The sequence below is a fragment of the Streptomyces himastatinicus ATCC 53653 genome (assembly GCF_000158915.1).
Classification (GTDB): domain Bacteria; phylum Actinomycetota; class Actinomycetes; order Streptomycetales; family Streptomycetaceae; genus Streptomyces; species Streptomyces himastatinicus.
In genome coordinates, this window is sequence record NZ_GG657754.1 from 8,339,863 (window position 1) to 8,351,928 (window position 12,066).

11 protein-coding genes and 1 pseudogene are annotated in these 12,066 nt (G+C 73.0%); 4 read left to right on the forward strand and 8 right to left on the reverse strand.

Going from position 1 to position 12,066, the window contains the following annotated elements; translation table 11 throughout:
* Positions 1–26: 26 nt before the first annotated feature.
* From SSOG_RS35640 to SSOG_RS35650, 3 genes are read right to left on the reverse strand one after another with little or no spacing between them, the layout of a single operon-like run.
* Positions 27–1,241 (reverse strand): acyl-CoA dehydrogenase family protein, encoded by a 1,215-nt coding sequence (locus SSOG_RS35640; protein ID WP_009719120.1) that lies wholly within the window; start codon positions 1,239–1,241, stop codon positions 27–29.
* 8 nt (positions 1,242–1,249) lie between these two features.
* Complete coding sequence (locus SSOG_RS35645; protein WP_009719121.1) at positions 1,250–2,272, reverse strand: phosphotransferase family protein; 1,023 nt, start codon at positions 2,270–2,272, stop codon at positions 1,250–1,252.
* A 37-nt stretch (positions 2,273–2,309) separates the two neighbouring features.
* Positions 2,310–2,765, reverse strand: a complete 456-nt coding sequence (locus SSOG_RS35650; protein WP_009719122.1) for a winged helix-turn-helix transcriptional regulator — start codon at positions 2,763–2,765, stop codon at positions 2,310–2,312.
* 120 nt (positions 2,766–2,885) lie between these two features.
* On the opposite strand from SSOG_RS35650, the gene SSOG_RS35655 reads away from it, so the two are divergent.
* Together SSOG_RS35655 and SSOG_RS35660 are read left to right on the forward strand one after the other, a co-directional pair.
* A complete protein-coding gene (locus SSOG_RS35655; protein ID WP_009719123.1) occupies positions 2,886–3,551 on the forward strand; it encodes an NADPH-dependent F420 reductase in 666 nt (221 codons plus the stop codon).
* Between the two features lie 105 nt (positions 3,552–3,656).
* Positions 3,657–4,583, forward strand: a complete 927-nt coding sequence (locus SSOG_RS35660; protein WP_009719124.1) for an NADP-dependent oxidoreductase — start codon at positions 3,657–3,659, stop codon at positions 4,581–4,583.
* Positions 4,584–4,597: 14 nt separating this feature from the next.
* Here the strand turns inward: SSOG_RS35660 and SSOG_RS35665 are convergent, their stop codons facing one another.
* Genes SSOG_RS35665 through SSOG_RS55050 form a run of 4 tightly spaced genes read right to left on the reverse strand, consistent with a single transcriptional unit; the run spans position 4,598 to position 6,693 of the window.
* A complete protein-coding gene (locus tag SSOG_RS35665; RefSeq protein WP_009719125.1) occupies positions 4,598–4,918 on the reverse strand; it encodes a DUF202 domain-containing protein in 321 nt (106 codons plus the stop codon).
* Positions 4,906–5,313, reverse strand: coding sequence for a YidH family protein (locus SSOG_RS35670; protein ID WP_009719126.1), 408 nt, complete (start codon positions 5,311–5,313; stop codon positions 4,906–4,908). The genes SSOG_RS35665 and SSOG_RS35670 overlap by 13 nt, the downstream gene beginning before the upstream one ends.
* Complete coding sequence (locus tag SSOG_RS35675) at positions 5,310–5,846, reverse strand: NUDIX domain-containing protein (protein ID WP_039939458.1); 537 nt, start codon at positions 5,844–5,846, stop codon at positions 5,310–5,312. The genes SSOG_RS35670 and SSOG_RS35675 overlap by 4 nt, the downstream gene beginning before the upstream one ends.
* 28 nt (positions 5,847–5,874) lie before the next feature.
* Positions 5,875–6,693 (reverse strand): hypothetical protein, encoded by an 819-nt coding sequence (locus SSOG_RS55050; RefSeq protein WP_009719128.1) that lies wholly within the window; start codon positions 6,691–6,693, stop codon positions 5,875–5,877.
* Between the two features lie 214 nt (positions 6,694–6,907).
* Between SSOG_RS55050 and SSOG_RS35685 the strand changes: the two genes are divergently transcribed.
* Positions 6,908–8,563 carry an FAD-binding dehydrogenase gene (locus tag SSOG_RS35685; protein ID WP_009719130.1) on the forward strand — a complete coding sequence of 552 codons (1,656 nt, stop codon included), beginning with the start codon at positions 6,908–6,910 and terminating at the stop codon, positions 8,561–8,563.
* A gap of 82 nt (positions 8,564–8,645) precedes the next feature.
* Here SSOG_RS35685 and SSOG_RS35690 read toward each other — a convergent pair.
* Positions 8,646–9,846: pseudogene (locus SSOG_RS35690) on the reverse strand (glycosyltransferase).
* Positions 9,847–10,142: 296 nt separating this feature from the next.
* Here SSOG_RS35690 and SSOG_RS35695 point away from each other — a divergent pair.
* Positions 10,143–12,053 (forward strand): glycosyltransferase family 2 protein, encoded by a 1,911-nt coding sequence (locus SSOG_RS35695; RefSeq protein ID WP_009719132.1) that lies wholly within the window; start codon positions 10,143–10,145, stop codon positions 12,051–12,053.
* The last annotated feature ends 13 nt before the right edge of the window (positions 12,054–12,066 follow it).

A 12,066-nucleotide genomic window follows, 5' to 3' on the forward strand; every position in this document is an offset into this window, starting at 1 on the left:
CCGGGAAAACCCCCGCCCGCGCCCGCCTAGACGTACCGCTTCAGCTCGCGCCGCGCCAGCGACCGCTGATGCACCTCGTCCGGCCCATCGGCCAGCCGCAAGGTACGGGCCGCCGCCCACAGCTCCGCCAGCGGGAAGTCCTGGCTGACCCCGCCCGCGCCGTGCAACTGCACCGCCTGGTCCAGGATCCCCACCACCGTGCGCGGCGTGGCGATCTTGATGGACTGGATCTCGGTGTGCGCCTCCCGGTTGCCCACCGTGTCCATCATCCAGGCCGTCTTCAGCACCAGCAGCCGCAGCTGCTCGACCGCCACCCGGGCGTCCGCGATCCACTCGTGGACCTGCCCCTGCTGGGCGAGCGCCTTGCCGAACGCCTGCCGGGCCACCGCCCGGCGGCACATCAGCTCGATGCCCCGCTCGGCCATGCCGATCAGCCGCATGCAGTGGTGGATGCGGCCGGGGCCCAGCCGGGCCTGGGCGATGGCGAAGCCGCCGCCCTCCTCGCCGATGAGGTTCGCGGCGGGGACCCGGGCCCGGTCGAAGACGACCTCGGCGTGGCCGCCGTGGTAGTGGTCCTCGTAGCCGTAGACCTGCATCGCCCGCCGCACCTCGACCCCGGGCGTATCGCGCGGCACCAGCACCATCGACTGCTGGCGGCGCACATCCGCGCCCTCGGGATCGGTCTTGCCCATCACGATGAAGATCTTGCAGTCGGGGTTCATCGCCCCGGAGATGTACCACTTGCGCCCGGTGATGACGTAGTCGTCGCCGTCCCGCTCGATCCGGGTCTCGATGTTGGTCGCGTCGGACGAGGCCACCTCGGGCTCGGTCATCGCGAAGGCCGACCGGATCTCGCCCGCGAGCAGCGGTTCCAGCCACTGCTTGCGCTGCTGCTCGCTGCCGAACTGGGTGAGCACCTCCATGTTCCCGGTGTCCGGCGCGGCGCAGTTGAGGGCGGTGGGGGCGAGCTGGGGGCTGCGGCCGGTGATCTCGGCGAGCGGGGCGTACTGGAGGTTGGTGAGCCCGGCGCCGTACGCGGAGTCGGGCAGGAACAGGTTCCACAGCCCCTGCTTACGGGCCTCGGCCTTCAGCTCGTCCACGACGGCCGGGGTGTCCCAGGGCGAACCGAGCTTGGCGCGCTGCTCGTCCACGATCGACTCGGCCGGATAGACGTGCTCGTCCATGAACGTCAGCAGCTTGGCGCGGAGTTCTTCGGTGCGGGCGTCGAATGCGAAGTCCATCAGGTGTCTCAGCTCTCCTGGAGGGTGGTGAGGCCGTTGTCGATGAAGGCCGGGACGATCGCGCCGATGCGGTCGAAGCCCGCGCCCAGGGTCTGTCCGAGGGTGAAGCGGTAGTGGATGCCCTCCAAGATCACCGCGAGCTTGAAGTAGGCGAAGGCCGTGTACCAGGCGATACCGCTCACGTCCCGGCCCGAGCCCTCCGCGTACCGCTGGATCAGCTCGTCCGTGCCCGGGTGGCCGGGGGCGCCCTGGGTGGAGGAGATGGGCGCGTCCTCGAGGGTGGGATGCTCGCTGTACATCACGATCAGGCCGAGGTCGGTCAGCGGATCGCCGAGCGTGGACATCTCCCAGTCGAGGATCGCCTTGATCCGGTCGTCGGTGCCCACGAGGACGTTGTCCAGGCGGTAGTCGCCGTGCACCACGGTGGGCGCGGGGGAGGCGGGCAGCGCCTTGGCGAGCCGGGCGTGCAGCTCGTCGATGCCCGGCAGCTCACGGCTGCGCGAGGCTTCCAGCTGCTTGCCCCAGCGCCGCAGCTGCCGCTCCAGGAAGCCCTCAGGGCGCCCGAAGTCGCCGAGCCCGACCCCGGCCGGGTCGACGGAGTGCAGCGCGACGAGCGTGTCCACCAGGGACAGCACCACGCCCCGGGTGCGCTCCGGACCGATGACGGCCAGCTGCTCGGCCGTACGGTACGGAGTGCCCTCCACGTGTTCCATGACGTAGAACGGCGCCCCGGCCATCTCCTCGTCCTCGCACAGCAGCACCGGCTCCGGCACCGGCACGCTGGTGGGGTGCAGCGCGCTGATCACCCGGTGCTCGCGCCGCATGTCATGGGCGGTGGCCAGCACATGCCCCAGCGGCGGGCGGCGGACCACCCAGCGGGAGGTGCCGTCGGTGACGGCGTAGGTGAGATTCGACCGGCCGCCCTCGATCAGCTCCGCACTCAGCTCGCCGCCGACCAGCCCCGGCCGCTCGCGGTCGAGATGGGCGCGGAGCCGCGTCAGGTCGAGTCCTGGCGGATTGGCTGCGTTCATCGAGTCTCTTCTCTTCCCTGGGAGGCGGGCGGACGGTTCATTGCCTGTCACTCATGTCCACCTCATGATGCCGACCAGTCGGTATGTAGTCCAGTGTCCGGCCGTCACCGGTTGCCTCCCGACGCCGCTCGGCGCGCTCCTGGGCCTCCACGATCGCGTCGCCGTACTCGATGCCCCAGGAGCCCAGCGCCTCGATCGGGCCCAGCAGGGTTCGGCCCAGGGCCGTCAGGTCGTACTCGACGCGCGGCGGCGCCTCCGCGTACCGGTGGCGCTCGACCAGTCCGTCGTCCTCCAGACGGCGCAGCGTCTCGTTGAGCACCTTGGCGCTGATGCCGCCGATCGCCGTGCGCAGCTCGCCGGGGCGGCGCGGACCCTCGCGCAGCCCGAAGAGCACCACGGCGGTCCAGGTGCCGGTCAGCAGGTCGAAGCCGATCCGGGCCCGGCAGTCGGCGATGAACCGGCCGGTGGGCGACGGGTGCGGGGGTGTCGTCATGGGGGTCTCCTGGGGGTCCTAGCGGATCCGTATGACACCTCGGGGTGTGCAACGGACTTCCTAGTGTCCTCATCCAGCAGGCGGCATACGCCGCTTCGGATACGACGAGGAGGCCGCGCGATGCGGATCGGAGTGCTGGGCACGGGAACCATGGCCGAGGGACTGGCGGGGCAGTGGGCGCGGGCGGGCCACACGGTGTTCATCGGCGGTCGTACCCCCGGCAACGCACGGGCGCTGGCGGAACGGATCGGCCACGGCGCAGGGGCCGGATCGCTGCGCGAGGCCGCCGGGTTCGGGGACGCGACGCTACTCGCCGTCGCGTACGAAGGGGTGCCGGTCACCCTGGAGGCGGCGGGTGCGGAGGAGGGGACGCTGAGCGGCCGCGCGCTGATCGACTGCACCAACGCCCTCGTCCCCGGACGGTTCGTCCTCGCCACCGACGGCGGCCCGGGCGTGGCCGAGCGGATCGCCGCACAGGCGGTGGGGGCGCACGTGGTGAAGGGGTTCAACCTGTGCGCCGACTCGGTGTGGCGGATGACCCCGCCGGTCTTCGCGGACGGCCCGCTCGCGGTGCCGCTGTGCGGGGACGACGAGGGCGCGCTGGAGGCCGTACGGACCCTCGTACGCGACATGGGCTGCGTACCGCTGGACGGCGGGCCCCTGGAGCGGGCCCGCCACCTGGAGTCGACGGCCGCGTTCCTGCTCGGCTTCTGGTTCGCGGGGGCGGAGCCGCGGGCCGCGCTGCCCCCGGCGGCGGCACAGCGCCCGCACCGCGTCGCAGACTGAACCCGCCCGGGCTGGATTTGCGGTGCCGGTTCCCGAGCAGGAGCGTCGTAGGGGGAACCCGGGGGGAGGCCACACCGTCACCAGGAACCGCAAGGAGCAGCCACCATGAAGGCCATCAGCTACCGCCGCTACGGAGGCCCCGAGGTCCTCGAATTCGGCGAGGTCCGGGACCCCAAGGTCGGGCCCGACTCGGTGCTGGTCAGAGTCAAGGCCGCCGCCGTGAACCCCGTCGACTGGAAGGCGCAGGCGGGCTATCTGGACCCCGTCCTGGACGCCGTCTTCCCGGTCATCCCGGGCTGGGACGTCGCCGGGGTGGTGGAGCAGACCGGCCCGGCGGTGACCGAGTTCCAGGAGGGGGACGAGGTGATCGGGTACGTACGCGAGGACTTCCTGTCCCGCGGCACCTGCGCCGAGTACGTGGCCGCGCCGCTGCGCACGCTCGCCCGCAAACCGCGGAACCTCACCTTCGAGCAGGCCGCTGGCATCCCCCTCGCCGGGCTGACGGCCTACCAGTCGCTCGTCGGCGCGCTGCGCGTCGGCGAGGGCGACACGGTGCTCGTGCACGCGGCCGCCGGGGGCGTCGGCTCGATGGCGGTGCAGCTGGCCCGGCATCTGGGCGCCCGCGTCATCGGGACCGCCGGTGAGCACAACCACGACTATCTGCGGACGCTGGGCGCCGAGCCGACCGTGTACGGGGAGGGGCTGGCCGAGCGGGTGCGGGCGCTCGCCCCCGACGGGGTGCAGGCCGCGTTCGACCTGGTCGGCGGCGACGCCCTCACCACCTCCACGGAGGTGCTGACCCCCGGCGGCAGGCTGGCGTCCATCGCGGACCCCGCGGTCCTCGGCCTCGGCGGCGCCTATGTCTTCGTCCGCCCCGACCCCGCCGACCTCCAGGACCTGACCGACCTCGCCGAGCGCGGCGCGCTGGGCGTCGAGGTGTCGGCGACGTACCCGCTGGAGCAGACGGCGGAGGCGCAGCAGCGCAACGCGGAGGGCCACACCCGCGGCAAGATCGTCATCACCGTCGACTGATCGAACGCAAAAAGTCAGCGCAGCATCGCCGCGCCGCACACCGCCGCGCCCATCACACAGCCCACCGCGGCCACCGCCGCGCGTGAGGTCAGGAGGGGCGGGCGCGGGGCGTGGAGGTGGCGGATGCGGTGGTGGGCCACGGCCACGAAGGCCAGCCAGGACAGGACGACCAGCGACAGGGCGAGCACCGGGAGCGGGCCGCCGCCCGCGTGCAGGGTCTGCCGCCCGGCGAGCGAGGCGGCCACGGCGCAGGCCAGCGTCGTACGCCGCCACGCCAGCCGGGTGCGCTCCGGCTGGAGCCCGGGGTCGCGCACCGGCTCGGTCACCCGCCCCACCCCACGGCGACGACGATCACCATCAGCAGCGCGACCACCCCGACGGCCAGCCCCAGCATCACCGGGAAGCGCGACACCGGCAGGTCCTCGCCGCGCCGCATGGCCCGCTCGCAGCGGATCCAGTGGTTGATGGCGCGCAGGGCGCACACCGCGCCGCCCGCGAGCAGGGTGAGCGCGAGGGCCAGCCGGAGCGCCCGCCCGGTGTCCGGCAGGAACTGGTCGACCGCGAAACCGCCGCCCACCAGGGCCATCGCGGTGCGCAGCCAGGCCAGGAAGGTGCGCTCGTTGGCGAGCGAGAAGCGGTAGTCGGGGGTGTTGCCCTCCTCGCGGAGCCGCTCGGGCGCGAACCACAGCCGGACGCCCGCCACGGCGTCCGCGAATCTGCCTCCGGTCACGGGGTGGACCCCTCGCGGCGCCACTCCTGAAGCCGCCGGAACGCCTCCGCGCCGTCCGGTACCCACTCCCACTCGGTGAGCCGCCGCTCCAGCTCGTCGTCGGTGAGGAAGGCGTGCCAGGCGATCTCGTCGGCCTGCGGCGCGACGGGGAGGTCGCAGCGGACCTCGTAGACCCGGGACCACCAGGTGTGTTCCGGGGTGTCGTAGAGGAAGGAGAACAGCGGTACGGGCGCGGGGAGCCCCTGGACGCCCAGCTCCTCCTCCGCCTCCCGCAGCGCCGCCTCGTCGTAGCTCTCGCCCGCCGCGACGACCCCGCCGACGAACATGTCGTACAGCGAGGGGAAGACCAGCTTCCGGTCGGTGCGGCGGTGGACGAAGACGCGGTCCTCGGCGTCGCGCACGAGGACGAAGGCGCAGCGGTGGCGCAGCCGGAGGGCCGTGGCGTCACCGCGGCGGGCCTGGCTGATCACCCGGTCCTGCTCGTCCACGATGTCCAGCAGTTCGTCGGCGGAAAGCGGCTCCTGATCAGGCATACGGCCATACAAGCAGATGGCGCCGCGGTCAGCGCGAGGGGCCACCGCCGTAGGGGCCGCCCTGCCCGCCGTGGCCGCCCTGGCCGCCGTACGGGCCGGATCCGCCGCCCTGGCCGTACGGGCCTCCGCCGCCCTGGCCGTTGCCGTTCCCCTGGCCGTTCCCCCAGCCTCCTTGGCCTTGGCCCTGGCCGTTCCCCCAGCCTCCTTGGCCCTGCCCCTGGCCCTGGCCTTGACCGGCGCCGCCCTGGCCGTCGGCCTGCCGTTCCGCCTGCCGCCGGGCCTGGTCACCGGCCCACTGCCGCCACTCCTCGGCCCGCTCCCGCCACCTTTCGGCCGCCTCGGACCAGGCGGGCCCCGGCTGCTGACCCGAGGACGGGGTGCGCTGCTCGGCGGCGGGGGCGGCCGGGGCCCGCGTCGCGGGCTGCGCGGCGGGCGCCGGGGCCGCGGGCTCGGTCGTGCGCGAACCGCGCAGCGGCTTGTCGCCGACGGCCGAATCGCCGAACGCGGCGGCCTTCGGCTCGGGCTCGTCGGGGACGGTGGGGGAGCTGTCGTGCCCCGGGGCGGCCTGCGCCTCGCGCGCGTCCTTGCCCATGAGCATGAAGAGCGCGGTCGCCGCGCCGGTGGCCGACAGCAGGATCGCCCCGGCGGCGGCCTTGCGCCGCGGGTCGATGCCCCGGCGGCGGCCGCGGGCGTGCCGGGGGCCGATGATCTCGCCCTGGAGGATGTGCGGGGTGACCGCGTCACCCGCCTCGAGGGGCTGGGGCCCGGGGGTGACAAGTGTCGGATTCACGATGCGCTTGTCCGCCGGGTACGGCGGCCCGGGTTGCTCAACGGAGCGGTCAGCCATGGTCGTTGATGATGCCGGTTTGGCTGAACCGTGTCCAATAGCGATGAGGGATTGTTCCGTTTTGCTGCACAAGAGAGCTATAGCCTGAGGAGTGCGGTGTCCGGAAAGCGCTCTCGCCCCCGCTCCGGGACCAGTTGACGACGTACTGGCCGGTAGGCAGGATCGCACCCGACGACACCGTCGACCGGCTGACGAGGACGGGATACCACCAACCATGGCGTACGACGCGGATGTGATCGTGGTCGGGGCGGGCCTGGCGGGCCTCGCGGCCACTGCCGAGCTGGCCGACGCGGGCCGCAAGGTCATCCTGCTCGACCAGGAGCCCGAGCAGTCGCTCGGCGGCCAGGCCCACTGGTCCTTCGGCGGCCTCTTCCTCGTCGACTCGCCCGAACAGCGCCGGCTGCGCATCCGCGACAGCCACGAACTCGCCTGGCAGGACTGGCTGGGCACGGCCGGATTCGACCGCGACGAGGACCACTGGCCGCGCCGCTGGGCCGAGGCGTACGTGGACTTCGCGGCGGGCGAGAAGCGGTCCTGGCTGCACGCCCAGGGGCTGCGGCTGTTCCCCCTCGTCGGCTGGGCCGAGCGCGGCGGCTACGACGCGACCGGGCACGGCAACTCCGTACCCCGCTTCCACATCACCTGGGGCACCGGCCCCGGCGTCGTCGCCCCCTTCGAGCGCCGGGTGCGCGCCGCGGCCGCCCGCGGCCTGGTCGACCTGCGGTTCCGGCACCGGGTCACCGGGCTCTCGCGCAGCGCGGGCGCCGTCGACACCGTCACCGGCGAGGTGCTGGAGACGAGCCGCGCCGAGCGGGGCACGGCCAGCAGCCGCGAGGTGACCGGTTCCTTCGAACTGCGCGCCCAGGCCGTGATCATCACCTCCGGCGGCATCGGCGGCAACCACGACCTCGTACGCGCCAACTGGCCCGAGCGGCTGGGTTCCCCGCCCGAGCGGATGATCTCCGGGGTTCCCGCGCACGTGGACGGCAAGATGCTCGGCGTCGCGGAGGCCGCGGGCGGCCGCCTCATCAACCGCGACCGGATGTGGCACTACACCGAGGGCATCGAGAACTGGAACCCGATCTGGCCCCGGCACGGCATCCGCATCCTGCCCGGCCCCTCGTCGCTCTGGTTCGACGCCCGCGGCAGGCGGCTGCCGGTCCCGCTCTTCCCCGGCTTCGACACCCTCGGCACCCTCGAACACATCATGCGGACCGGATACGACTACACCTGGTTCGTCCTCACACAGAAGATCATCGAGAAGGAGTTCGCTCTCTCCGGCTCCGAGCAGAATCCGGACCTCACCGGCAAGAGCGTCCGCGATGTGCTGGGCCGCGGACGGGCCGGGGCGCCCGGGCCGGTCCAGGCGTTCATGGACCACGGCGCCGACTTCATCGTCGAACGCTCGCTGCCCGCCCTCGTGCGGCGGATGAACGCGCTCACCAAGGACCCGCTCATCGACGAGGCCGAGCTGCGCCGCGAGATCGTCGCCCGGGACCGCGAGATCGCCAACCCCTACACCAAGGACCTCCAGGTCACCGCCCTGCGCGGAACCCGCAAGTACATCGCCGACCGCCTCATCCGCACCGCCGCCCCGCACCGCATCCTCGACCCCAAGGCGGGTCCGCTGATCGCCGTGCGGCTCAACATCCTCACCCGCAAGACCCTGGGCGGGCTGGAGACGGACCTGTCGTCGCGGGTGCTGACCGAGGGCGGCGAGCCGCTGCCCGGCGTCTACGCGGCCGGTGAGGCGGCGGGCTTCGGCGGCGGTGGCGTGCACGGCTACCGGTCGCTGGAGGGCACCTTCCTGGGCGGCTGCCTCTTCTCGGGACGGACGGCGGGCCGCGCGGCCGCCAGGGCGGTGTCGTAGCCGGACACCGCCGTCCGCACCGCCGCCACCGCCCGGCCGCCCGGCGGCGCGCGTCTCCGCACGGCCGTACGGAGGCGCCGGCTCACCCCGTGGGCGCGCCGCGCTCCCCGCCGCGCACCGTCCGTATCCCCGCCGCGGGGCCCCGCAGGCAGCCGTCCGGGCCGCAGGTGGTGGCGCGGTCGTAGAGGTCCATGAGGCGGCGGACGCCGCGGGCGATGTCGTACCGCTCGATCTTTTTCCGGCACCGGGTACCGCCGCGGGCCCGCGGCCAGTTGGCGGCGGAGCGCGTCGGCGAGGGCGGCCGGGCCGGGGGCGACGCGGCGGGCGGCGGGGGCGGCGCTCGCGGGGAGTTCGTCGAGTGCCGGGCAGACGGTGTACAGCACGGGCAGCCCGGCCGCGAGGGCTTCGAGCGCGGCGAGCCCGAACGCCTCCTCGGCGGACGGTGAGACCAGGACGTCCATGGCGGCCAGCAGCCCGGGCAGTCCGGCAGGCCGGTCGTCGGGCGGGGCCACGGCGCCGTCCCGCTCCCCCAGCAGCCGGATCCGGTCGGCCGCGCCGAGCCGGGCGGCCAGGTCCTCCAGGGCGGGGCGCTCGGGCCCCTCGCCGACCAGCAGCAGCCGGGCCCCGGGTACGGCGGCGACGGCCCGTACCGCCACCTCGAACCGCTTGGCCGCCACCAGCCGTCCGACCGCGCCGACGACGAAGGCGTGGTCGGGGATGGCCAGGCGGGCGCGGGCGGCGGTGCGGGCGGCGGGGGCGAAGCGGAAGTGGCCGGCGTCGATGCCGTTGGGCACCAGGTGGATGCGGTGGTTGGGCACGCCCCAGTCGCGCAGCCGGTCGGCGACGGCGGCCGAGACGGCGACGGTCGCCGAGCCCAGCCGTTCGGCGGCCAGATAGCGGGCGCGGACGGCGGGGCTGAGGGGGCGGCCGTCGACGCTGCGCGCGCCCAGGGCGTGTTCGGTGGCGATCACGGCCCGTACGCCCGCCAGCCGGGCGGCGATCCGGCCCAGGACGCAGGCCCGGTAGAGGTGGGTGTGCACCACGTCGTAGCCGCCGGAGCGAATGGTGCGCACCAGGGCGGGCAGCGCCCGCAGCTCGCCCGCGCGGCCGTCCACGGGCAGATGGGTGACCGGGATGCCGTCGGTGCGGATGCCATGGGCGGTTCGGCCAGGTGCGGCGAGGGCGACCACGTCGCAGCGCACCGGCACATGGCGCAGCAGCAGCCGCAGTTGCTGTTCGGCGCCGCCCGCGCCGAGGCGGGAGATGATGTGCAGAACTCTCATCGGGCGACCCCGCCCCATCCTCCGTTGTTCCGCCGTCGTTTCGCGTGGTGTCCGTCTTTCACGCGATATCCGACCTTGCCAGAGGGCGGGATGTAAATCACGTAAGACGCGCGCTGATGGGCCGTCAGGGTGGCGCTTTCGCGGCGTATCACCAAAGGCGCGCCGAAAATCCGATGTGCGCAATACCGCCACATCCGATTGTTACCTTCTCATCTCGCGCGATGACATGACGAATGTGGTCCGTCCGGGTCATCGCGGCGCGACATCCGGTTTCCAGACAGCCCGCGGGAGCGCCCATGTCCGCACAGACCCCCGTCAGAGATTCGAGAAACGCACGAGATCCGCGTCGTGGAGTCGCCCCCGCCGCCGCGCGCACCGCCGGGCACGCCCCCGCACCCCCGCATGCGCGTCCCGCCCCGGACGGCGTGCGCCCCCGCCCGGCCACGGTGTACGAGTACAAGCGGTACAGCGAACTGGCGGGCCCGCTCACGGAGCCGCCCGCCGACCGTCCGTACCGGGTGCGCAGCCGCAGCCTGCTGGCGCAGGAGCCGCACCGGTTCCGGGCGGCGCTGCTGCTGTGCGGGGCGCCGGTGTGCTCGGCGCTGCTGCTGCTGTGGCTGCTGCGGCCGGACCACTGGGCGTCACGCACCCATGTGACGGCGTGGGAGACCGCGGCGGATGTCGCGATGCTGGTCTCGATCGCGCTGATCGAGACGTTCCGGCTGGTCACGGTCGTCTCCAACGCCCATGCGACGCTGGTGGCCCGGGATCCGGTACCGGTGACCGCGGAGCACGGCACCCGGGTGGCGTTCCTGACCAGTTTCGTGCCCGGCAAGGAGCCGATCGCGATGGTCCGGGCCACGCTGGAGGGCGCCGTGCGCATCCGGCACCAGGGGACGATGGACGTCTGGCTGCTGGACGAGGGGGACGACGCGGAGGTCAAGGAGCTGTGCGCACGGCTGGGCGTACGGCACTTCTCCCGCAAGGGCGTCGAGAAGTGGAACCAGCCGAAGGGCGCTTTCCGGGCGAAGACGAAGCACGGGAATTACAACGCCTGGCTGGACGCGCACGGGGACGCTTATGAATTCATGGCGTGCGTGGACACCGACCATGTGCCGCTGCCCAACTTCCTGGAGCGCATGCTGGGTTACTTCCGCGATCCGGATGTCTCCTTCGTGGTGGGACCGCAGGTGTACGGAAACTACGACACCGCCGTCACCAAGGCCGCCGAAAGCCAGCAGTTCCTGTTCCACGCGCTGATCCAGCGGGCCGGGAACGCGTACGGCAGCCCGATGTTCGTGGGCACCAACAACGCGGTGCGGATCAGCGCGCTGCGCAGCATCGGCGGGCTGTACGACTCGATCACCGAGGACATGGCCACCGGGTTCGAGCTGCACCGCCACCGCAACCCGGTCACCGGCAAGAAGTGGCGCTCGGTGTACACCCCGGACGTGCTCGCGGTCGGCGAGGGGCCCAGCTCCTGGACGGACTTCTTCACCCAGCAGATGCGGTGGAGCCGGGGCACCTACGAGACGGTGCTCAAGCAGTTCTGGAAGGCCCCGTTCACGCTGTCGCCGGGCAAGCTGCTCAACTACACGCTGCTGATCACGTACTACCCGATGACCGCGGTCAACTGGGTGCTCTCGGCGCTGTCCTGCACGCTGTTCCTGATGCTGGGCGCGGCCGGGCTCGACATCCCGGCCGAGATGTGGATGATGCTCTACGGCGACGCCGCCATGCTCCAGATCGGGCTGTACATCTGGAACCGCCGTCACAACGTCTCCCCGCACGAGCCCGAGGGGTCGGGCGGACTCGCCGGGATGCTGCTCTCCGCCCTGTCCGCGCCGATCTACGTCAAGTCGCTGTTCGACGCGGTGCTGCGGCGCAAGAGCCGGTTCGTGGTCACGCCCAAGGGCGATTCGTCCAGCCCGGACCAGCTCTCCACGTTCCGCATCCACCTGCTGTGGGGCGGGCTCTTCGGCACCTCGCTCACGGCCTCGTTCTTCCTCGGGCACACCCACGCGGCGATGCGGACGTGGGCCGTCCTCGCGCTCGCGCTGTGCCTGGCGCCGGTGGCCATCTGGTACGGCGGGGTGGTGCGGGGCCGGCGCCGCCCGGTGTCAGCGCGTGGCGTACCGACCGCGCGTGCGGACAGCCAGGGCCCATGCGCCCCGGCCAAGGACCCGGACGCGGTGTGCGCCCTGTGATACCGAGGCGCCG

Coding starts and splice junctions, on each gene's coding strand:
- SSOG_RS35640 (WP_009719120.1), bottom strand. CDS start 1,241: ATGGACTTCGCATTCGACGCCCGCACCGAAGAACTCCGCGCCAAGCTG.
- SSOG_RS35645 (WP_009719121.1), bottom strand. CDS start 2,272: ATGAACGCAGCCAATCCGCCAGGACTCGACCTGACGCGGCTCCGCGCC.
- SSOG_RS35650 (WP_009719122.1), bottom strand. CDS start 2,765: ATGACGACACCCCCGCACCCGTCGCCCACCGGCCGGTTCATCGCCGAC.
- SSOG_RS35655 (WP_009719123.1), top strand. CDS start 2,886: ATGCGGATCGGAGTGCTGGGCACGGGAACCATGGCCGAGGGACTGGCG.
- SSOG_RS35660 (WP_009719124.1), top strand. CDS start 3,657: ATGAAGGCCATCAGCTACCGCCGCTACGGAGGCCCCGAGGTCCTCGAA.
- SSOG_RS35675 (WP_039939458.1), bottom strand. CDS start 5,846: ATGCCTGATCAGGAGCCGCTTTCCGCCGACGAACTGCTGGACATCGTG.
- SSOG_RS55050 (WP_009719128.1), bottom strand. CDS start 6,693: ATGGCTGACCGCTCCGTTGAGCAACCCGGGCCGCCGTACCCGGCGGAC.
- SSOG_RS35685 (WP_009719130.1), top strand. CDS start 6,908: ATGGCGTACGACGCGGATGTGATCGTGGTCGGGGCGGGCCTGGCGGGC.
- SSOG_RS35695 (WP_009719132.1), top strand. CDS start 10,143: ATGTCCGCACAGACCCCCGTCAGAGATTCGAGAAACGCACGAGATCCG.